This window comes from Thioalkalivibrio sp. ALE30 (assembly GCF_000377465.1).
Classification (GTDB): domain Bacteria; phylum Pseudomonadota; class Gammaproteobacteria; order Ectothiorhodospirales; family Ectothiorhodospiraceae; genus Thioalkalivibrio.
Genome location: NZ_KB898173.1, coordinates 22509 through 42796, shown reverse-complemented (window position 1 = coordinate 42796; position 20288 = coordinate 22509). Strand labels below are relative to the sequence as shown.

Genomic DNA, 20288 nt, shown 5'->3' with positions numbered 1-20288 from the left:
CGCAGGGAACGCCTCATGACCTTCGAGCTCGTCCTTTTCTATCTGTTCGGCGCGATCCTGCTGGGCGGCGCGCTGGCCATGATCAGTGTGCGCAACCCGGTACATGCCGCGCTGTTCCTGGTGCTGTGTTTCGTGGCGGCCGCCGCCCTGTGGTTGCTGGCGGAGGCCGAGTTCCTCGGTATCGTGCTGGTGCTGGTGTACGTCGGCGCGGTGATGGTGCTGTTCCTGTTCGTGGTGATGATGCTGGACATCAACCTGGCCAAGCTGCGCGAGGGCTTCACCGAGTACCTGCCGGTGGGCATCGTGGTCGCGCTGGCCATGGCCACCGTGCTGGTGCTGGTGATCACCCGCTACATCACCATGGACGTCCCGGAACGCGCCGGGCCCGAGTACGCCAATACCGAGGCCCTGGGCGCGATCCTGTACACCGAATACGTGTATCCGTTCGAGATTGCCGCGGTGATCCTGCTGGTCGCGATCATCGCCGCGATCTCGCTGACCATGCGCAAGCGTCCGGACAACAAGTCCATCGATCCGGGCAAGCAGATGGCGGTCTCGCGCGAGGGTCGCGTGCGCATGGTCACCATGGCGTCGGAGAAGAAGAAGGCCCCGCGCCGGGGTGGGCAGGGGTCCGGGGCCGATGCGCCGGGCGGCGAGGACGAATCCAAGTAGGCAAACCGAGTGCAATCCCAATCGGGGATCCCGGCCGCGCGCGGCGGGACCCGGACACCGGGGGCGGAAGCCGCCCCCGAAAGAACTCAGGGCTAGAACATGATTACGCTAGAGCACTACCTGGTGCTGGCCGCGCTTTTGTTTTCCATCAGCGTGGCCGGGATCTTCCTGAATCGGAAAAACGTGATCGTGCTGTTGATGTGCATCGAGCTGATGATGCTCGCGGTCAACATCAACTTCATCGCCTTCTCGTTCTTCCTGCAGGACCTCGCGGGCCAGGTGTTCGTGTTCTTCATCCTGACCGTCGCCGCGGCCGAGGCGGCCATCGGCCTCGCCATCCTGGTGTTGCTGTTCCGTAACCGCGGAACCATCAACGTCCAGGACATGGACGCAATGAAGGGATAACGGGCCATGGATACGATCTATCTGCTTATCGTTCTGGCGCCGCTGTTCGGCGCGATTGCCGCCGGGCTGTTCGGCCGCCAGATCGGGCGTACCGGCGCGCACAGCGTCACCATCCTGGGGGTGGCGATCTCGTTCATCCTGTCCGTGGTGGTGTTCTGGGCCCACGTGTTCGGGGATGCCGGGGTCTACAACGAGACCGTCTACACCTGGATGGTCTCCGACGGCATCCAGTTCGAGGTCGGATTCCTGGTCGACAACCTGACCGCGATGATGATGCTGGTGGTCACCTTCGTGTCGCTGATGGTGCACATCTACACCATCGGCTACATGCAGGACGATCCGGGTTACCAGCGCTTCTTCGCCTACATCTCGCTGTTCACCTTCTCCATGCTGATGCTGGTGATGGCGAACAACTTCATGCAGCTGTTCTTCGGCTGGGAGGCTGTGGGTCTGGTCTCCTACCTGCTGATCGGCTTCTGGTACAAGCGCCCGACCGCGATCTACGCCAACATGAAGGCGTTCATCGTGAACCGGGTGGGGGACTTCGGGTTCCTGATCGGGATCGCCGCGCTGGTGTTCTACGCCGGCAGCCTGAACTACACCGAGGTGTTTGCCGAAGCCGAGTCGATGCGGGATGCGACCATCACCATCTGGCCGGGCTGGACCTTCGGTCTGCTGGATCTGGCGCTGATCTTCCTGTTCATCGGTGCGATGGGTAAGTCCGCCCAGGTGCCGCTGCACGTCTGGCTGCCGGACTCCATGGAGGGTCCGACCCCGATCTCCGCGCTGATCCACGCGGCGACCATGGTGACCGCGGGGATCTTCATGGTGGCGCGCATGTCGCCCCTGTACGAGTTCTCCGTCCCGGCGCTGTCGTTCATCCTGATCATCGGGGCGATCACCGCGTTCTTCATGGGCCTGATCGGGCTCGTGCAGAATGACATCAAGCGCGTGGTCGCGTATTCGACGCTGTCGCAGCTGGGCTACATGACCGTGGCGCTGGGGGCCTCGGCCTACGCCGCCGGGTTGTTCCACCTGATGACGCACGCCTTCTTCAAGGCGCTGCTGTTCCTGGCTGCCGGCTCGGTGATCATCGCGATGCACCACCTGCAGGACATGCGTGCGATGGGCGGGCTGCGCCGGCACATGCCGGTCACCTACGTGACCGCGCTGATCGGCTCGCTGGCGCTGATCGGATTCCCGTTTTTCTCCGGGTTCTTCTCCAAGGACGCGATCATCGAGGCGGTCGGCTACTCGCAGATCCCGGGGGCGGCCTTTGCCTACTGGCTGGTGCTGGCCGGGGTGTTCGTGACCGCGCTGTACACCTTCCGCATGTTCTTCATGGTGTTCCACGGCGAGGAGCGCTATGACCAGGCGCACAAGTACATGCCCGACCATGGCGATGACCACGACGACGAACATGGTGACGATCATCACCACGGACCGCTGCAGCCGAAGGAATCGCCGTGGGTGGTGACTGTTCCGCTGGTGCTGCTGGCGATCCCGTCCGTGGTGGCCGGCTACTTCATCGGCCCGATGCTGTTCGGCGACTTCTTCGCCGACAGCCTGTTCGTGCTGCCGGAGCAGGACGTGCTCGCGACCAAGGGCGAGACCTACACCGGGGTGATCGGCTTCGTCCTGCACGGCCTGATGCTGCCCGCGTTCTGGCTCGCGATGGCCGGCCTGGCGACGGCCTGGTACCTGTACATGAAGCGGCCCGAGCTGCCGGGCGTGATCGCCGAACGGCTGAAACTGGGCGTGCGCATCCTCGAGGACAAGTATGGCTTCGACCGCTTCAACGACTGGTTTTTCGCCGGCGGGACCGTCCGGCTGGGCCGTGCGCTGTGGCGCTACGGTGACGCGCTGATCATCGACGGGCTGCTGGTCAACGGGACCGCGCGCTCGGTCGGCTGGATCGCCGCGCGCATCCGCCACATGCAGTCCGGCTTCCTCTACCACTATGCGTTCGTGATGATCATCGGCCTGCTGGTCCTGATGTTCGCCTACGTGATCTGAGCGGCTTCGACACCCATGCGCTCGAAGCCCATCGCTGTTTCAAGGAACGACCATGTTTGCTGACTGGCCTATCTTGAGTCTGTTGATCTGGCTGCCGATTCTCGGCGGCTTCCTGGTGCTGGCCGCCGGGCGCGACGCGCCCCATGTCGCGCGGCGGCTCGGGCTCGCGGTGGCCGTGGCGACCTTTGTGGCCAGTCTGCCGCTGTGGTTCGCGTTCGAGCGTGGCACCGCCGAGATGCAGTTCCAGGAGCTGGCCTCGTGGATTCCCGCGTTCAATGTGAACTACCACCTGGGTGTGGACGGGATCTCCATGCCGCTGATCCTGCTGACCACGCTGATCACCGTGGTGGTCGTGGTGGCGGCCTGGGAATCGGTGAAGGACCGCATCGCCTACTACATGGCCGCGATGCTGGTGATGGAAGGCCTGATGATCGGCATGTTCGCGGCGATGGACGCGGTGCTGTTCTACGTGTTCTTCGAGGCGATGCTGATCCCGATGTTCCTGGTGATCGGGATCTGGGGCGGGCCGCGGCGCGTCTATGCGACGCTGAAGTTCTTCCTCTATACCTTCCTCGGATCGGTGTTCATGCTGGTCGCGCTGATCTGGATGTACATCCAGTCCGGCAGCTTCCTGATCCAGGACTTCCATGCCCTGCAGATCGGCATGACCGCGCAGATCCTGATCTTCCTCGCGTTCTTCATGGCGTTCGCGGTGAAGATCCCGATGTTCCCGGTACATACCTGGCTGCCGGATGCGCACGTGGAGGCGCCCACCGGCGGCTCGGTGATCCTGGCCGCGATCATGCTGAAGATCGGGGGCTACGGCTTCCTGCGCTTCTCGCTGCCGATTACCCCGGATGCCAGCGCGGTGCTGGATACGCTGATGATCGTGCTGTCGCTGATCGCGATCGTGTACATCGGCGTGGTGGCGCTGATCCAGAGCGACATGAAGAAGCTGATCGCCTATTCGTCGATCGCGCACATGGGTTTTGTGACCCTGGGCTTCTTCCTCGCCTTCTACATCTACTCCAACACCGGTGACTGGGAGGGGGCCTCGCTGGGTATTGCCGGCGGCATGGTGCAGATGATCTCGCACGGCTTCATCTCGGCGGCGATGTTCCTCGCGGTGGGCGTGCTGTACGACCGCCTGCACAGCCGGCAGATCGCCGACTACGGTGGTGTGGTGAACACCATGCCGTGGTTCGCCGCGTTCTTCGTGCTGTTCGCGATGGCCAACACCGGGTTGCCGGGCACCTCGGGCTTCGTCGGGGAGTTCATGGTCATCCTGGCCGCGTTCAAGGCGGACTTCTGGATCGCCTTCCTCGCCGCGACCACGCTGATCCTGGCCGCGGGCTACACCCTGTGGCTGGTCAAGCGCGTGATCTTCGGCGCGGTGGCCAATGACAACGTGGCCGGCCTGTCCGACATGAACCGCCGCGAGTTCTTCCTGATGGGCGTGCTGGCCTTCTTCACCCTGCTGCTGGGTGTGTGGCCGGCGCCGCTGCTGGATGTGATGAACGCGACCATCGACCACCTCGTGGCGCATATCGCGCAGTCGAAGCTCTGAAGGGACGCCTGACATGAATTTCGAGATCCCCAATTTCCTCCCCGCCGTGCCCGAGATGTTCGTGCTCGGGATGGCGTGCCTGATCCTGGTGATCGACGCGTTCCTGCCGGATTCGCGGCGCGATGTCACCTACGGCCTGGTGCAGGCGACGCTGGTCGCGGCGGCCGGCCTGACGCTGTGGCTGATGGGGCCGGAGACGGTCCTGACCTTCTCGGATACCTTCGTGAAGGACCCGATGGCCGACATCCTGAAGGTCGCGGTGTACGTGACCAGCTTCCTGGTGTTCCTGTATGCCCGTCCATACCTGATGGAGCGCGGTATCCACAAGGGCGAGTTCTACGTGCTGGGCCTGTTTGCGGTGCTCGGCATGATGATCATGATCTCCGGGCACAACCTGCTGACCCTGTACCTGGGTCTGGAGCTGCTGTCGCTGTCGTCCTACGCGCTGGTCGCCTTCTGGCGCGACAACAGCCGGGCGACCGAGGCGGCGATGAAGTACTTCGTGCTGGGCGCGCTGGCCTCCGGCCTGCTGCTGTACGGCATGTCGATGATCTATGGCATGACCGGCTCGCTGGATATCGCCGTGATCGCCGCCGAGCTGGTGGCCGCAGACGACAGCCTGAACATCCCGCTGGTGTTCGGCCTGGTGTTCCTGGTGGTGGCGATCGCATTCAAGCTGGGGGCGGTCCCGTTCCATATGTGGGTGCCGGATGTCTACGACGGCGCCCCGACGGCGGTGACGCTGTTCATTGCCACCGCGCCGAAGATCGCCGCGTTCGCCTTCCTGATGCGCTTGCTGGTGGAGGGCATGGGCCCGATGCACGCGGACTGGCAGGGGATGCTGATCATCCTGGCCGTGCTGTCGCTGGCGGTGGGCAACGTGATTGCGATCGCGCAGACCAGTATCAAGCGCATGCTCGCCTACTCGACCATTGCCCATATCGGTTTCCTGTTCATGGGCATCCTGGCGGGGACCGACAGCGGCTACGCCTCGGCGATGTTCTACGTGATCGTCTACGCGATCACCGCGGCCGGTGGCTTCGGCATGATCGTGTTCCTGTCGCGCAAGGGGTATGAAGCCGACCAGATCGACGACTTCAAGGGCCTGGCCAAGCGTAACCCCTGGTTCGCCTTCATCATGCTGTTGCTGCTGTTCTCGATGGCCGGCGTGCCGCCGACCGTCGGGTTCTACGCCAAGCTGGCGGTGATCCAGGCGGCCGTGGGTGCGGACCTGGTGTGGCTGGCGATCGTTGCGGTGATCTTCTCCATCATTGGCGCCTTCTACTACCTCCGCGTGGTCAAGATGATGTTCTTCGATGACCCGCAGGAGGGCGCCGAGGAGCCGGTGCAGCCGTCCGGCGCGCTGGCCACCGCGCTCAGCATCAACGGGCTGGCGGTACTGCTGCTGGGAATTTTCCCGGGGCTTCTGCTGTCTCTCACCCACTACGCAATCATTGGGTAAGTCGTGACACAGTGGATTCCGTTCGAGGCCCTCGTCTGGGGGTTTGTGGTAGTCGCGTTCATCAGCGCAAACCTGCCATGGCTGAGTGAACGCATCGCGTTGATGGTGCTTCCGAAAAATGGGACCAAGGGGCCCTGGACCCGGATCTTCGAGTGGTTCGGGCTCTATATCCTCGCCGGGCTGATCGGCAAGGGGCTGGAGTTCCAGGCAACCGGCGGCATCCATTCGCAGGGCTGGGAGTTCTATGTGATCACCCTGTCGCTGTTCGCGATGTTCGCGCTGCCGGGGTACATCTGGCGCTACGACCTGCGTCCGCATCTGCGCACCGGCGAGCGCCGCACCCGGTAAATAATCGCCGCCGGCTCTTGCGGGCCAGGGCGGCGCTTTGGTATAGTTCTGCGTCTCGGATGCGGGGTGGAGCAGTCTGGCAGCTCGTCGGGCTCATAACCCGAAGGTCGCAGGTTCAAATCCTGCCCCCGCTACCAATTGTCAGAGAGGCCCCGTATGGGGCCTTTTTGTTAAGGATACGGACCCGGCGGCAACTGCTCGCCGCCGGGTACCGGTTCTTAAGGCCGCGCTCCCGCGCGCCTCGCAGCGGAAGGTTCGCTGCAGCCATCGTTAGAGGTGTACGAGGGGCGTTCGGCGCCCTTTTTTTGTTTCCGGGTCCCGCCAGCGGGACGGAGTCGATCGAGACGCCCTTGTCGCAGAAGGCCGAACAACTGAACACGCTGCTCACCCCGGTGGTCGAGGGGGAGGGCATGCAGCTTTGGGGGCTGGAGTATCACGCCGGTTCCAAGCCGCCCGTCGTGCGGATCTTTATCGACGGCGAGAACGGCGTCACCGTGGATGACTGCGCGCGGGTCAGCGAGCAGGTGGGCGCGGTACTGGAAGTCGAGCAGGTCCTGAAGGGCAACTACACCCTGGAAGTTTCCAGCCCGGGCGTTGAACGCCCCCTGTTTACCCCCGAGCAGTTCCGGCGCTACATCGGACACCCGGTGAAGGTGCGCCTGTCATGGCCGGAGCACGATCGCCGCAATTTCCGTGGCGTGCTGCTGTCGGTGGACGAACCCATGATCGAGGTGGAAGTGGACGGCATGGCCTACGAGCTGCCGCTGGCCGCGATCCACAACGCGCGCGTCCTGGAGCAGCTGTAACGCGGCTGCTGCGTGGGACGCTGCTACGCTTTTGTTGAATCGGCAGGTGACTGCCGAGTGCGGAGAGGCAAGACATGAACAAGGAGATCCTGCTGGTCGCCGATGCCGTGGCGAACGAGAAGGGAGTGGAGAAGGACATCATCTTCGACGCCCTGGAATCGGCCCTAGCGATGGCGACCCGCAAGTACCACGGCGGAAAGATGGACGTGCGCGTAAGCATCGACCGCGAGGAGGGCGACTACGAGGCCTTCCGCCGCTGGACCGTGGTGGACGACGAGGACCCGGAGTTCGAGTCCCCGGAGTACCAGATCCTGCTGTCCTATGCCCAGCAGAAGAATCCCGATGCGCAGGTTGGCGACGTGATCGAGGAGCCAGTCGAGGCCGTCGACTTCGGGCGCATCGCCGCTCAGACCGCCAAGCAGGTTATCGTGCAGAAGGTGCGCGAGGCCGAACGCGCCAAGGTGGTCGAGGAGTACCAGGATCGCGTGGGTACGCTGGTCATGGGCATCGTCAAGCGCACCGACCGCAACGGGACCTACGTGGATCTTGGCAGCAACGCCGAGGCGCTGATCCCGCGCGAGCACATGATCCCGCGCGAGACCGTACGCACCAATGACCGGCTGCGCGGTTTCCTCAAGGAGATCCGTCCCGAGGCGCGCGGCCCGCAGCTGATCCTCAGCCGTACCGCGCCGGAGTTCCTGATCGAGCTGTTCAAGCTCGAGGTGCCGGAGGTCGGGCAGAACATCATCGACATCATGGGCGCGGCGCGCGATCCGGGCATGCGCGCGAAGATTGCGGTGCGCTCGAACGACCCGCGCCTGGATCCGGTCGGTGCCTGTGTCGGCATGCGCGGCTCGCGTGTGCAGTCGGTCTCCAATGAACTGGCGGGCGAGCGTATCGACATCATCGTCTGGGACGAGAACCCGGCCCAGTTCGTGATCAATGCGATGTCGCCGGCTGAGGTCCTGTCGATCGTGGTCGACGAGGACAAGCAGTCGATGGACATCGCGGTCGAGGAGGACAAGCTGTCGCTCGCGATCGGTCGCGGCGGACAGAACATCCGCCTGGCCTCCCAGCTCACCGGCTGGGAACTGAACGTGATGACCGAGGAACAGGCGGCCGAGAAGAGCGAGGCCGAGGCACAGCAGCTGGTCACCTTCTTCATGGAGGCCCTGGATGTCGACGAGGAAGTCGCCGGCATTCTGGTCCAAGAAGGCTTTACCACCCTGGACGAGGTGGCCTACGTGGACGAGGCCGAGCTGCTCGCGATCGAGGAATTCGACGAGGACATGGTCGAGGAGCTGCGCAACCGCGCGAGCGATGCGCTTCTGACCAAGGCCATTGCGGCCGAGGAAGGCCGTGAGGGCTATCAGCCCGCCGAGGATCTCCTGAACATGGAGGGCATGACCGCGGCGCTGGCGAACAAGCTGGCGTCACATGGCGTGTGCACCATGGAGGACCTGGCGGAGCAGGCATCCGACGATGTGGTCGAGATGACCGGTCTGGATACGGAAGAGGCGTCGGCGCTGATCATGACCGCGCGCGCCCCGTGGTTCGAGACCGGGGATTAAGCCCCGGTCGCCGTTATCGCGAACCCGTATCCGGGCTGTCGGCAGGCCTGAAAAGAATCTGGAATGGAGGTAGGCGCCATGGCGCAAATGACAGTGCAGCAATTCGCGGAATCGGTGGGGACACCGGTTGACCGCCTCATGGTTCAGCTCAAGGAGGCGGGTGTCGAGGTCGATGGTCCCGAGGCGGCGATCACCGATGCCGAAAAGCGCAAGCTGCTCGATCACCTCCGCCAGTCGCACGGCGAAGGCGGCGAGTCGGGGCGCGTGACCCTGAAACGCCGCACCCAGGCGCAGACCCTCAAGGTCAGCTCCGGTCAGGGCCGCTCCAAGACGGTCAACGTCGAGGTGCGCAAGAAGCGCACGCTGAAGCGCAAGCCCGCCGAGGCGCAGCCCGAGGCGCCGGTAGAAGAGGCCCCGGCGGTCGAGGAACAGGCCCCGGCGCCGGAGGCCCCCGAAGAGACCCGCGCCGCGGCCCCGGTGGAGGAGCCGGTCGCCGAGTCGCCGGTCGAGGAGACCCCGGCGGCCGAGGAGCTCCCGGTCGAGGAGGCCGAGGCGCCCGCCGAGCCGGAGCCCGAACCCGTAGAGGAGGCGCCCGCCGAGGAGGCCGCGCCGGAACCGGAGCCGGAGCCGGCCAAGCCGAAACGTCCGCTGAGCCGCACCGAGCAGCTGGCCCTGCAGGTCGAGGCCGAGCGCGAGGCCCAGCGCAAAGCGGCCGAGGCACGCAAGCAGGAGGCGGCTGAACGCGAGGAACGCCAGAAGCGCCGGCAGAAGGAACTGGAGGCCCAGGAGGCCAAGCGCGAGAAGGAAGAACAGGCCCGTCTGGAACGCGAGGCCGCGGCCAGGGCGGCCGCGCCCGCGGCGCCGGAAGGCGATGCGAAGTCCAGCAAGGGTGCCCGCAAGGGCGGCCGCAAGGACGATCGCAAGGAGCTGCATGTGGCCGGCGATCGTCGCGGGCGCCGCAAGAAGGGCGAGAGCCGCAAGGCCCAGTCCGCGGCCGCCCAGGCGGTGACCAGCAAGCATGGCTTTGCCAAGCCGACCGCGCCGGTGGTGCGGGATGTCGAGGTGCCGGAGACCATTACCGTGGCGGACCTGGCGCAGGCGATGGCGATCAAGGCGCCGCAGCTGATCAAGGCGCTGATGGGCATGGGTGTGATGGCCACCATCAACCAGTCCATCGACCAGGACACCGCGATGCTGGTGGTCGAGGAGATGGGGCACAACCCCATCGCGGCCAAGGAGACCTCGGTCGAGGACGAGATCGATACCGGTCTGGAGCAGACCGCCGAGGCCAAGCCGCGCCCGCCGGTGGTCACCGTGATGGGTCACGTGGACCACGGCAAGACCTCGCTGCTGGACTACATCCGCAAGGAGAAGGTCGCCTCCGGCGAAGCCGGCGGTATTACCCAGCACATCGGCGCCTACCATGTGAAGAACAACCACGACGGCGTGACCTTCCTGGATACGCCCGGCCATGCCGCGTTTACCGCGATGCGGGCCCGGGGCGCGCAGTCCACGGATATCGTGATCCTGGTGGTGGCCGCGGATGACGGCGTGATGCCGCAGACCATAGAGGCTATCCAGCATGCGAAGGCGGCGGGTGTGCCCGTTGTGGTCGCGGTCAACAAGGTCGACAAGCCGGAGGCCGAACCGGAGCGGGTCATGAACGAGCTGGCCCAGCACGAGGTAATCCCGGAGGCCTGGGGCGGCGATACCCAGTTCATCCAAGTCTCTGCCCATACCGGACAGGGGATCGACGAACTGCTGGAGGCCCTGGGCCTGCAGGCCGAGGTGATGGAACTGAAGGCCCCGGACGAGGGCCCGGCGCGTGGCGTGGTCATCGAATCGCGCCTGGAGAAGGGCCGAGGCCCGGTGGCCACCATCCTGGTCCAGTCCGGCAAGCTCAAGCACGGCGACATCCTGCTCTCGGGCAAGGAGTACGGCCGTGTGCGGGCGATGTTCGACGATACCGGCACGGCGGTGAAGGAAGTCGGTCCGTCCATGCCCGTGGAGGTCCTCGGCCTGTCCGGTGTGCCGGAGGCGGGTGACGAGGTCCTGGTGGTCGCGGACGACAAGACTGCCCGTGAGGTGGCTGAACATCGCGACACCAAGCAGCGCGAGCGCAAGCTGGCCGCGCAGCAGGCGGCCAAGCTGGAGAACATCTTCAACCAGATGCAGGAAGGCGAGATCGCCACCGTGAACATCCTGATCAAGGCGGATGTGCAGGGCTCGGCCGAGGCGCTGCGCGAATCGCTGGTCAAGCTGTCCACCGACGAGGTGCGCGTGAAGGTGGTCTCCGCCGGGGTTGGCGGGATCTCCGAGTCCGACCTGAACCTGGCGATGGCCTCCGAGGCGATCGTGATTGCGTTCAACGTGCGTGCCGATGCGGGCGCCAAGCGCCTGGCCGCGGAGAACGACATCGACGTGCGCTACTACTCGGTGATCTACGAGGCGATCGACGACGTGAAGCAGGCGCTGTCCGGCCTGCTGTCGGCCGAGATCCGCGAAGAGGTGATCGGTCTGGCCGAGGTCCGCGATGTGTTCAAGGCCTCCGGCTTCGGCCAGGTCGCTGGCTGTCTCGTGGTCGAGGGCTCGGTCAAGCGTGGCAACCCGATCCGCGTGCTGCGCGATAACGTGGTGGTCTACGAGGGCGAGCTGGAAAGCCTGCGTCGCTTCAAGGACGACGTGAACGAGGTCAAGGCCGGCACCGAGTGCGGGATCGCGGTGAAGAACTACAACGACGTGAAGGCGGGCGACCAGATCGAGGTCTTCCAGCGCGTCGAGGTGGCACGGACCCTCTGATGCCCGGAAACCGCGACTTTCATCGCTCGGACCGGGTCGGCGAGCAGATTCAGCGCGAGCTGGCCGAGCTCATCCGCATGGAGGTCAAGGATCCGCGCGTTGGCATGATCACCCTGGCGGGGGTAGAGGTATCCCGCGACCTGGCTCATGCCCGGGTGTATTTCACCCAGCTGGGCGGAGCCGAGAAGGGCGCGGAGGCGCAGCAGGGGCTGAACAATGCCGCCGGGTTCCTGCGCCGGGCTCTGGGGCAGCGCATGCGCCTGCGCTCGGTGCCGCAACTGCGCTTCACCTACGACGACACCCCGGAGCGCGGGGCGCACCTGTCGTCGCTGATCGACCAGGCACTGGCCGAGGATCGTGCGCACCACGCGGACGATCCCGATGCCGGGGACGGTAGCGGCGAGTCCTCACAGGGGGATGCCGAGGACGCCCGTGACCCGGGCGAAGGGCCGGAACGCGGGGCCTGAGCCCCGGCGTTTCCGGTCGGGCGATCCATCCATGGCGGGCAAGCGGCGCGAGGTCGACGGCATCCTGTTGCTGGACAAGCCTCGGGGGCGCAGTTCCAACCAGGCGCTGGGTCGCGTCAAGTATCTACTGCAGGCGAAGAAGGCCGGTCACACCGGGGCACTGGACCCGCGGGCGACCGGCCTTCTGCCGTTGTGCTTCGGTCAGGCGACCAAGGTCTCCGGCTGGCTGCTGGATGCGGACAAGCGCTACATCGCCGAGGCACAGCTGGGAGTGGAGACCGACAGCGCCGACCTCGATGGCGAGGTGATCCGCGAGTCCCGGGTGCCGGCGATTGCATCGACCACCCTGCGCGAGCTGGAGCAGCGTTTCAGCGGCGATCAGGCCCAGGTCCCGCCGATGGTCTCGGCGCTCAAGCACCAGGGCCAGCGGCTGTACGAGCTGGCGCGGCGCGGGGTGGAGGTCGAGCGGCCGCCGCGCCCGGTCCGTATACATTCCCTGCGTATCGAGCAGACCGCCCCGGACCGGCTGCGCCTGGAGGTGCACTGCTCCAAGGGCACGTACATCCGGTCGCTGGTCGCCGATATCGGGCATGCGCTGGGGTGCGGTGCGGCGGTGGATACCCTGCACCGGGTCGGGCATGGCCATTTCGATGCCGAGTCCATGGTGTCGCTGGAGACGGTCGAGGCCGCGTTCGAGGCCGGCGGGGCCGCGGCCATCGAAGCCCTGCTGCAACCCGCCGAGGCGGCGCTCGCGCACTGGCCGGCGGTGACCCTGGATGCAGCCGCCAGTGCCGCCATGCGCCATGGCAATCCCGCGGCGGCGACGGCGGTGATCGCCGACGCCCCGGGCGCGTCCGATGCCCCGCGCGAGGCCGAAACCGGCTGGGCCCTGGTCCGGGTGTTCGATGCCGCAGGGGCCTTCCTGGCGGTGGGGGTGCGCGACGACGCGGGGCAGGTGCGGGCGCGGCGGCTGTTCGTTCCCGCGGCCTGACGGCGGCCCGGCAAGCGGGTGGTTGTATTCTGTTCATGCCGGCGTGGGCCGTGGTACCATTGCGCGCCTATCGCCAGCGCCACTGGTCGATTAACGGTCAAGTAATCTCAGGAGTCAGGTTTTCATGTCGCTCACTACCGAAGAAAAATCGGCCATCGTCGAGAAGCACAAGCGCGATGCCAACGACACCGGTTCGCCGGAGGTCCAGGTCGCGCTGCTGACGGCCCGCATCCAGCATCTGATGGGGCACTTCGACAAGCACAAGCAGGATCATCACTCGCGCCGCGGCCTGCTGAAGATGGTCAGCCAGCGTCGCAAGCTGCTGACCTACCTCAAGCGCCACGACCAGGACCGCTATCAGGCCCTGGTTCAGGAGCTTGGGCTGCGCCGCTAAGGCCGGCACGACAGGCCCGCGCCACTGGTGCGGGCCTGTTCGCTTTCGGGGCCGCGCAATGGCCCGCGAAGGCCAGAATTCAGGCATCAACGTTGGATGAACACGGGAAACGGGAAATAACGTGGCATACAAGAAGTCGTTCCAGTACGGAAACCATACGGTCACCTTCGAAACCGGTGACATCGCTCGCCAGGCCAGTGGCGCCGTCCTCGTCAACATGGCCGAGACCGTGGTCCTGGTCACCGTGGTCGCCCGCAAGGAGGCCGATGCGGGACGCGACTTCTTTCCCCTGACCGTGAACTACCAGGAACGCACCTACGCCGCGGGCAAGATCCCCGGCGGGTTCTTCAAGCGCGAAGGGCGTCCGAGCGAGAAGGAGACCCTGACCTCGCGCCTGATCGATCGCCCGATCCGCCCGCTGTTCCCGGAAGGCTTCAAGAACGAGACCCAGGTGGTCGCGACGGTGATGTCGATCAACCCCGAGGTGGATCCCGACATCCCCGCGATGCTCGGCACGTCCGCGGCGCTGGCGCTGTCCGGGGTCCCGTTCGCGGGTCCGATCGGGGCCGCGCGGGTTGGCTACCGCGCCGGCGAGTACCTGCTGAACCCGACCTACAGCGCGCTGGAGGAGTCCGACCTCGATCTGGTCGTGGCCGGCACCGAGAATGCCGTGCTGATGGTTGAATCCGAGGCCAACCAACTCTCCGAAGAGGCGATGCTGGGGGCGGTCATGTTCGGCCACGAGCAGATGCAGGCCGCGATCCAGGCGATCCGCGAGCTGGCGGCCGAGGCCGGCAAGCCGGCCTGGGAGTGGGAGGCCCCGGCCACCAGCGATTCGCTGGAGGATCAGGTGAAGGCCGTAGTGGGCGATGCCCTGGTCGAGGCCTACCAGATTGCCGAGAAACAGGCGCGTACCCAGCGCATCGGCGAGCTGCGTACCCAGGCCGTCGAGGCCCTCGCCAGCGACGCCGAGTCCGGCCCATCGGCGGATGCCATCAAGACCGCCTTCCACGATCTCGAGTACCGTCTGGTGCGCGATCGCATCCTCGACGGCAATCCGCGCATCGACGGCCGCGACAACAAGACGGTCCGCCCGATCCGCATCGACACCGGCGTGCTGCCACGTGCCCACGGCTCCGCGGTGTTCACGCGCGGCGAGACCCAGGCCATGGTAGTCGCGACGCTGGGGACCGACCGTGACGCCCAGGTGATCGACGCGATCGAGGGCGAGCGCCGCGACCGCTTCATGCTGCACTACAACTTCCCGCCCTACTGCACCGGCGAGACCGGATTCGTGGGCTCGCCCAAGCGCCGCGAGATCGGGCACGGGCGTCTGGCCAAGCGCGGCGTCGCCGCGGCCATGCCGAACGACGAGGACTTCCCGTACGTGGTCCGCGTGGTCTCCGAGATCACCGAATCCAACGGCTCCAGCTCCATGGCCTCGGTGTGCGGTACGTCGCTCGCGTTGATGGATGCCGGGGTGCCGCTGAAGGCGCCGGTCGCGGGGATCGCGATGGGCCTCATCAAGGAAGGGGACCGCTTTGCGGTGCTGTCCGACATCCTCGGAGACGAGGACCACCTGGGCGACATGGACTTCAAGGTCGCCGGGACGTCGGACGGCGTCACCGCCCTGCAGATGGATATCAAGATCGACGGCATTACCCGCGAGATCATGGAGCAGGCGCTGGCGCAGGCGCGCGAGGGCCGCATGCACATCCTCGGCTGCATGAACGAGGTGCTGCCGCGTCATCGCGACGAGATGTCCTCCCACGCGCCGCGCTTCATCACCATGAAGATCAACCCGGACAAAATCCGCGATGTGATCGGCAAGGGCGGGGCCACCATCCGGGCCCTGACCGAGGAGACCGGCGCGAGCATCGACATCCAGGACGACGGGACGGTCAAGGTTGCCTCCACCGACCAGGCGGCGGGTCTCGAGGCCAAGCGCCGCATCGAGGAGCTGACCGCGGATATCGAGGTGGGCCGGCAGTACACCGGCAAGGTCGCCAAGATCATGGATTTCGGCGCGTTCGTCTCCATCCTGCCGGGCCGCGACGGCCTGGTGCACATCTCGCAGATCTCCGACGAGCGAGTCGAGAACGTGGGCGATTTCCTCGCCGAGGGGGATTCCGTGACGGTTCGCGTACTCGAAGTGGACAAGCAGGGGCGCATTCGTCTGAGCATGAAGGCAGTCGAACCCGAGTCCTGATCGGGCTCGTTTCGTTCACGGGCACCGGGTTGCGGTGCCCGGCCATTCAGATTCGGGACGCTTCGGCATGGATCTCGTCAGCATTCGCAAGAGCTACCGGCGCTACGCCCGTCATTACGACGCGACGTTCGGGCGGGTGTTCGCGACCGGGCGCGCAAGTGCGCAGGAAACCCTGGCACCGCTCTCCGGCAAGCGCATCCTCGAGGTCGGGGTGGGTACGGGCATCTCGCTGCCGGACTACCCGGACGACTGCGAGGTCGTCGGGATCGATGTCTCCCGGGAGATGCTGGAGGTCGCACGGGGCCGCCTGAACGGGGGACTCCCGGCCGTATCCGGGCTTTGCGAAATGGACGCGGAGCAACTCGGCTTTGCCGACAACAGCTTCGATGCGGTGGTGGCGATGTACGTGGCCACGGTGGTGCCGAACCCCGACGCCCTGTTCGCCGAGATGTGGCGGGTCTGTCGCCCCGGCGGTCGCCTGCTGGTGGTGAATCACTTCGCCTCGCAGCAATGGCTGTTGCGCGGCTTCGAGCGCTGCCTGCGCCCGCTGTCCAAGGCCGTCGGATTTCGCCCCGATATGGAGTTCGAGGACTTTGTCCGCGTCACCGGGCAGGAACCCTGCATGGTCGCCCCGGCCAGCCTGTTCGGCTACTGGAAACAGGTCGAATTCCGCAAGCCTGCCTGAGCGGTGCCGCTCGCCGGGCTCCGCTACAAGCACTGCCTTGGAATGCCCCGCAGGGGCCGCCCCGGGAGATCGCCACGTCGCTACGCTCCTCGCGATGACGGGGCGCGTGATGATTCCGGGGTGTGTCAGATGCGTGTGAAGAGCGGCAGCTCGTGGCGGCGCGCATTGGCCGCGATGAAGCGTCCTCTCCCGTCCTGTTCGCGGTCCAGGCGCGCCTGCTCGGTGGAAGCCTCGCCGACGATCGTGGCCAGGAAGACCTCCAGTTCGCCCCCGTCCACCCGCAGGCGCCCAAACGGTGACCCGTCCGCGGCGGCGTGCCAGAACAGCCGCGGCTGCCAGTTGCAGCCCTGGATCTTCGGGTGCTGGAAGAGCGCGATCAGGCGGTGTTCGAGTGCGTCGGGCATGGGAACCTCGGTCGGGCTGTAGCGGACGAAAGCCTCAGAGAGACGTCTGAGTGGCCCTGGCCGTCGCGCCAGTGGTCGGAAAAGGCGTTACTGTAGAGGAACCCGCCCACCGCGTCAGAGGATCCGACGAATGGCCATCGACTGGAAGCGCTATGACCCCGCCCCGTTCTATGACGAACTGATCAATAAGCCCGGCAAGCCGCGCGGGCCGGGCAAGGCGCTGGCGGAATACCTGGCCTCGCTGGACGAGGGCGAGATCCACAGCCGCAAGCAGGCCGCGGACAGCGCGATCCTCGAGATGGGGATCAGCTTTACGGTGTATACCGAGGGCGAGAATATCGACCGCGCCTGGCCGTTCGACATCATCCCCCGGGTGATCGCGCGCAAGGAGTGGGACCAGGTGTCCGCCGGGCTGGAGCAGCGCCTGAACGCGCTGAATCTCTTTATCGACGACATCTACAACGAGCAGCGCATTTTTCAGGACAAGGTGATCCCGCGCTACGTTCTGAACCAGTCGAAGAATTTCCGCGAGCAGTGCATCGGCATCAAGCCGCCGCAGGGCGTCTGGGCGCATATCTGCGGTACCGACCTGGTGCGCGACGGATCGGGGCAGTTCTACGTGCTGGAGGACAACCTGCGCGTACCCTCCGGGGTCTCCTACATGCTGGAGAACCGCCAGGTCACCAAGCGCGTGTTCCCGGAGATGTTCGAGAGCTCCAGCATCCTGCCGGTGGACGAATACCCGACTCAGCTGTTCGACATGCTGGCGTCGATCTCGCCGCGCCCGCAGGACTATCCCGAGATCGCGGTGCTGACGCCCGGCATCTACAATTCCGCGTACTTCGAGCACTCCTTCCTGGCCCAGCGCATGGGCGCCGAGCTCGTGGAGGGCGCGGACCTGGTCGTCGGGGACGACGACTGCGTCTACATGCGCACCATCGACGGTCTTGAGCGCGTGGACGTGATCTACCGGCGCATCGATGACGAGTTCCTCGACCCGGAGGTGTTCAACCCCGATTCGATGCTGGGCGTGCCCGGCCTGATGCGCGCCTGGCGCAAGGGGAACGTGGGCCTGGCCAACGCCCCCGGTGCCGGCGTGGCCGACGACAAGGTGATGTATGCCTATGTGCCGGACATCATCCGCTACTACCTGGACCAGGAGCCGATCATCCCCAATGTGCCGACCTATCTCTGCGTGAACGAGAAGGACCGCGCCTATGTGCTGGACCACCTCGACGAACTGGTGGTGAAGCCGGCCAACGAGTCCGGCGGCTACGGCATGCTGGTGGGCCCGCACGCGACCAAGAAGCAGCGGGCCGAGTTTGCCCAGCTGATCAAGAAGGACCCGCGCAACTATATCGCCCAGCCGACGCTGGATCTTTCCGTCGCCCCGACGCTGTGCGGCGACGAGATCGAGCCGCGCCATTTGGACCTGCGCCCGTTCATCCTCCAGGGGGTGCGCACCGACGTGACCGCCGGCGGGCTGACGCGCGTGGCCATGCGCAAGGGCTCGCTGGTGGTGAACTCCTCGCAGGGCGGGGGCAGCAAGGACACCTGGATCGTGGACGAGGAGAACTGAGATGCTCTCGAGAGTCGCCGAACGCGTTTACTGGATGGCGCGCTATGTCGAGCGCGCCGAGAATACGGCACGCATGGTCACGGCCTTCAATCTGCTGGCGCTGGACATGCCGAAATCGGTGCAGGTGTCGTGGAAGGGCCTGGTAGAGGTCACCGGCAACGAGGACCTGTTCGATAACCACTATCAGCGGGACGATGAACGCAATTGCGTGAAATTCCTGCTGGCGGATGCCGACAACCCGAGTTCGGTGCTCAACTCCCTGCGGGCGGCGCGCGAGAATGTGCGTACCACCCGCGACCTGGTTCCCTCCGAGGCCTGGGAGGTGATGAACGAGCTGTACCTGTTCGCCCGTGACCATATCGATCAGGGCATCGGCAAGCGCGGCCGGTTCGAGTTTCTCTCCGAGGTGGTTCAGCGCTGCCAGACCCTGACAGGGCTGCTGGCCGGCACCATGAGTCATGATGCGGCCTATGACTTCATCCGCCTGGGGCGCAATCTGGAGCGCGCCGACATGTCCACCCGGCATGTCGACGTGGGCGCCCTCAAACTCCTGAAAAAGGACGGCGAGGATCCCGAGCCCTACGAGGGGCTGCTATGGACCAGCATCCTGCGTTCGGGGAGTGGCTTTCAGATGTACCGCCAGCATGTGAAGCGGCGGATCAACGGTGTGGACGTGGTGCGGTTCCTGCTGCAGGACACCGCCTTCCCGCGTTCGGTGACCCACGCCCTGACTCAGGTGCAGGATGCGCTGGAGAAGCTGCCGCGCAACGAACTGCCGCTGCGCCTGGTGATCCAGGCGCGCCGCCACGCCTCCAGTGCGCATGTGGAGGAGCTGATCGCGGAAGACGGCCTGCATGCCTTCATGGATGTGCTGCAGCGGGATATCGGGGACATCCACGGTGCGAACGTGGAGACCTGGTTCCGGATCGCGCCGGCGCAAACCCAGACGCAGGCGGCATAGGGAGGTAGTCGATGGATCGCGGGTGAAGCTGCGATCCGTTCAGCGGCGGGACTTTTTCGCTTTGCTCGAAGCGGGCGTTGCGGCCTTGCCGGAGCCGCGGCTGACGCGGGTCCCGCGCTGCTTGCGCGCGTGGGCGGACTCCCAGTCGAAGCGCGGCAGGTCGGTGAAGGCCTTCTTGATGTTGGTGTCCCAGGCCTGGGTGAGCGAGCGCAGGTAGGCGTCGTCGGTCTCCAGGCACAGGTAATGGTCGAAGGTCAGGGTGCCGCGCTCGTAGACCATCACCTCGATCGGGGGCCCCACAGTCAGGTTCGAACGAATGGTCGAGTCGATGGAGACCAGCGCGCAGCGCGCGGCATCCCCCAGCGGGGTGGCCGGTTCGATGATGCGGTCCAGGATCGGCTTGCCGTACTTGCTCTCGCCGATCTGCAAAAAGCGCGTCTGCTGCGAGGTGGTGATGTAATTGCCCTGCGGGTAGACCATGAAGATCGCCGGGGCATCGTCGCCGATCTGGCCGCCGATGATCAGGGTGGCCTCGGCCTTGATACCGGAGCGGGACAGGGCCTCGGAATGCTTCTCCGCCTCTTCGCGGTTGAGCCGGCCGAGGTATTCGGCGGCATCCGACATGCGCTCCACCGTCGCCAGGCTTTCCTCGGCGCCTTCCTCCATGTCGCGCTTGAGCTGCTGCACCACCGACTGCGTGGTGGCCAGGTTGCCGGCCGCGAGGACCACGAATACCCGCTGCCCCTCGATCTCGAAGGTGTGCATCTTGCTGTAGGTGCTCACCTGGTCCACGCCCGCATTGGTGCGGGAGTCGGAGGCGAAGACGAGGCCGTCGTCCAGGTCGATGGCGACACAGTAGGTCATGGGGGCGCGGGTTTCCGGGCAAGGCAGTGACGGCATACTAGGGCTGGGGTCGGGGGGCGTCAACGCAGTGTCGCGTTGAGTGCCGTCG

General features: G+C 65.7%; 18 protein-coding genes and 1 tRNA gene. 17 read left to right on the top strand and 2 right to left on the bottom strand.

Annotation, left to right across the window (positions count from 1 at the left end; all coding sequences use genetic code 11):
• The first annotated feature begins 15 nt into the window (after positions 1 to 15).
• From D107_RS0109340 to D107_RS0109270, 15 genes are all read left to right on the top strand, one after another.
• Positions 16 to 672 (top strand): NADH-quinone oxidoreductase subunit J, encoded by a 657-nt coding sequence (locus D107_RS0109340; protein ID WP_018877164.1) that lies wholly within the window; start codon positions 16 to 18, stop codon positions 670 to 672.
• A gap of 99 nt (positions 673 to 771) precedes the next feature.
• Positions 772 to 1077, top strand: a complete 306-nt coding sequence (nuoK, locus tag D107_RS0109335; protein ID WP_018141813.1) for an NADH-quinone oxidoreductase subunit NuoK — start codon at positions 772 to 774, stop codon at positions 1075 to 1077.
• A 6-nt stretch (positions 1078 to 1083) separates the two neighbouring features.
• The gene (gene nuoL / locus D107_RS0109330) at positions 1084 to 3093 is read left to right on the top strand and encodes an NADH-quinone oxidoreductase subunit L (protein ID WP_018881326.1); all 2010 of its coding nucleotides are present in this window, start codon (positions 1084 to 1086) and stop codon (positions 3091 to 3093) included.
• 52 nt (positions 3094 to 3145) lie between these two features.
• Positions 3146 to 4660 (top strand): NADH-quinone oxidoreductase subunit M, encoded by a 1515-nt coding sequence (locus D107_RS0109325; protein WP_018867798.1) that lies wholly within the window; start codon positions 3146 to 3148, stop codon positions 4658 to 4660.
• A gap of 13 nt (positions 4661 to 4673) precedes the next feature.
• A complete protein-coding gene (gene nuoN, locus D107_RS0109320; protein WP_018880335.1) occupies positions 4674 to 6122 on the top strand; it encodes an NADH-quinone oxidoreductase subunit NuoN in 1449 nt (482 codons plus the stop codon).
• A 3-nt stretch (positions 6123 to 6125) separates the two neighbouring features.
• On the top strand, positions 6126 to 6470 hold the full coding sequence (locus D107_RS0109315; protein WP_018867800.1) for a DUF2818 family protein: 345 nt from the start codon (positions 6126 to 6128) through the stop codon (positions 6468 to 6470).
• A 60-nt stretch (positions 6471 to 6530) separates the two neighbouring features.
• Positions 6531 to 6607: transfer RNA gene (locus D107_RS0109310), tRNA-Met, on the top strand.
• A gap of 213 nt (positions 6608 to 6820) precedes the next feature.
• Positions 6821 to 7276, top strand: a complete 456-nt coding sequence (rimP, locus tag D107_RS0109305) for a ribosome maturation factor RimP (RefSeq protein WP_018867801.1) — start codon at positions 6821 to 6823, stop codon at positions 7274 to 7276.
• Between the two features lie 74 nt (positions 7277 to 7350).
• Positions 7351 to 8847: a transcription termination factor NusA gene (nusA, locus tag D107_RS0109300; RefSeq protein ID WP_018867802.1), complete on the top strand. Its 1497-nt coding sequence runs from the start codon at positions 7351 to 7353 to the stop codon at positions 8845 to 8847.
• A gap of 63 nt (positions 8848 to 8910) precedes the next feature.
• Entirely contained in the window at positions 8911 to 11646 is a 2736-nt protein-coding gene (gene infB / locus D107_RS0109295; RefSeq protein ID WP_018881325.1) for a translation initiation factor IF-2, read from the top strand.
• Positions 11646 to 12113: a 30S ribosome-binding factor RbfA gene (rbfA, locus tag D107_RS0109290; protein WP_018867804.1), complete on the top strand. Its 468-nt coding sequence runs from the start codon at positions 11646 to 11648 to the stop codon at positions 12111 to 12113. Before infB ends, rbfA begins: the two co-directional genes overlap by 1 nt.
• 31 nt (positions 12114 to 12144) lie before the next feature.
• Positions 12145 to 13104, top strand: coding sequence for a tRNA pseudouridine(55) synthase TruB (gene truB, locus D107_RS0109285; protein ID WP_018881324.1), 960 nt, complete (start codon positions 12145 to 12147; stop codon positions 13102 to 13104).
• 124 nt (positions 13105 to 13228) lie between these two features.
• Positions 13229 to 13498 (top strand): 30S ribosomal protein S15, encoded by a 270-nt coding sequence (rpsO, locus tag D107_RS0109280; protein WP_018867806.1) that lies wholly within the window; start codon positions 13229 to 13231, stop codon positions 13496 to 13498.
• Positions 13499 to 13619: 121 nt separating this feature from the next.
• Positions 13620 to 15707, top strand: coding sequence for a polyribonucleotide nucleotidyltransferase (gene pnp / locus D107_RS0109275; RefSeq protein WP_018877169.1), 2088 nt, complete (start codon positions 13620 to 13622; stop codon positions 15705 to 15707).
• A gap of 67 nt (positions 15708 to 15774) precedes the next feature.
• Positions 15775 to 16392 (top strand): class I SAM-dependent methyltransferase, encoded by a 618-nt coding sequence (locus D107_RS0109270; protein ID WP_018867808.1) that lies wholly within the window; start codon positions 15775 to 15777, stop codon positions 16390 to 16392.
• 125 nt (positions 16393 to 16517) lie between these two features.
• Here the strand turns inward: D107_RS0109270 and D107_RS0109265 are convergent, their stop codons facing one another.
• Positions 16518 to 16796, bottom strand: coding sequence for a hypothetical protein (locus D107_RS0109265; RefSeq protein WP_018881323.1), 279 nt, complete (start codon positions 16794 to 16796; stop codon positions 16518 to 16520).
• Between the two features lie 130 nt (positions 16797 to 16926).
• On the opposite strand from D107_RS0109265, the gene D107_RS0109260 reads away from it, so the two are divergent.
• Positions 16927 to 18375 (top strand): circularly permuted type 2 ATP-grasp protein, encoded by a 1449-nt coding sequence (locus D107_RS0109260; protein ID WP_018875899.1) that lies wholly within the window; start codon positions 16927 to 16929, stop codon positions 18373 to 18375.
• A gap of 1 nt (position 18376) precedes the next feature.
• Positions 18377 to 19336, top strand: coding sequence for an alpha-E domain-containing protein (locus D107_RS0109255; RefSeq protein ID WP_028485126.1), 960 nt, complete (start codon positions 18377 to 18379; stop codon positions 19334 to 19336).
• 39 nt (positions 19337 to 19375) lie between these two features.
• Here the strand turns inward: D107_RS0109255 and D107_RS0109250 are convergent, their stop codons facing one another.
• Positions 19376 to 20200 (bottom strand): proteasome-type protease, encoded by an 825-nt coding sequence (locus D107_RS0109250; protein ID WP_018867812.1) that lies wholly within the window; start codon positions 20198 to 20200, stop codon positions 19376 to 19378.
• Positions 20201 to 20288 lie beyond the last annotated feature (88 nt).

Excerpts from the sequence above, each read along its gene's own strand:
- D107_RS0109340 (WP_018877164.1), top strand. The coding sequence starts at position 16 with ATGACCTTCGAGCTCGTCCTTTTCTATCTGTTCGGCGCGATCCTGCTG.
- nuoK (WP_018141813.1), top strand. The coding sequence starts at position 772 with ATGATTACGCTAGAGCACTACCTGGTGCTGGCCGCGCTTTTGTTTTCC.
- nuoL (WP_018881326.1), top strand. The coding sequence starts at position 1,084 with ATGGATACGATCTATCTGCTTATCGTTCTGGCGCCGCTGTTCGGCGCG.
- D107_RS0109325 (WP_018867798.1), top strand. The coding sequence starts at position 3,146 with ATGTTTGCTGACTGGCCTATCTTGAGTCTGTTGATCTGGCTGCCGATT.
- nuoN (WP_018880335.1), top strand. The coding sequence starts at position 4,674 with ATGAATTTCGAGATCCCCAATTTCCTCCCCGCCGTGCCCGAGATGTTC.
- nusA (WP_018867802.1), top strand. The coding sequence starts at position 7,351 with ATGAACAAGGAGATCCTGCTGGTCGCCGATGCCGTGGCGAACGAGAAG.
- infB (WP_018881325.1), top strand. The coding sequence starts at position 8,911 with ATGGAGGTAGGCGCCATGGCGCAAATGACAGTGCAGCAATTCGCGGAA.
- rbfA (WP_018867804.1), top strand. The coding sequence starts at position 11,646 with ATGCCCGGAAACCGCGACTTTCATCGCTCGGACCGGGTCGGCGAGCAG.
- truB (WP_018881324.1), top strand. The coding sequence starts at position 12,145 with ATGGCGGGCAAGCGGCGCGAGGTCGACGGCATCCTGTTGCTGGACAAG.
- rpsO (WP_018867806.1), top strand. The coding sequence starts at position 13,229 with ATGTCGCTCACTACCGAAGAAAAATCGGCCATCGTCGAGAAGCACAAG.
- D107_RS0109270 (WP_018867808.1), top strand. The coding sequence starts at position 15,775 with ATGGATCTCGTCAGCATTCGCAAGAGCTACCGGCGCTACGCCCGTCAT.
- D107_RS0109265 (WP_018881323.1), bottom strand. The coding sequence starts at position 16,796 with ATGCCCGACGCACTCGAACACCGCCTGATCGCGCTCTTCCAGCACCCG.
- D107_RS0109260 (WP_018875899.1), top strand. The coding sequence starts at position 16,927 with ATGGCCATCGACTGGAAGCGCTATGACCCCGCCCCGTTCTATGACGAA.
- D107_RS0109255 (WP_028485126.1), top strand. The coding sequence starts at position 18,377 with ATGCTCTCGAGAGTCGCCGAACGCGTTTACTGGATGGCGCGCTATGTC.
- D107_RS0109250 (WP_018867812.1), bottom strand. The coding sequence starts at position 20,200 with ATGACCTACTGTGTCGCCATCGACCTGGACGACGGCCTCGTCTTCGCC.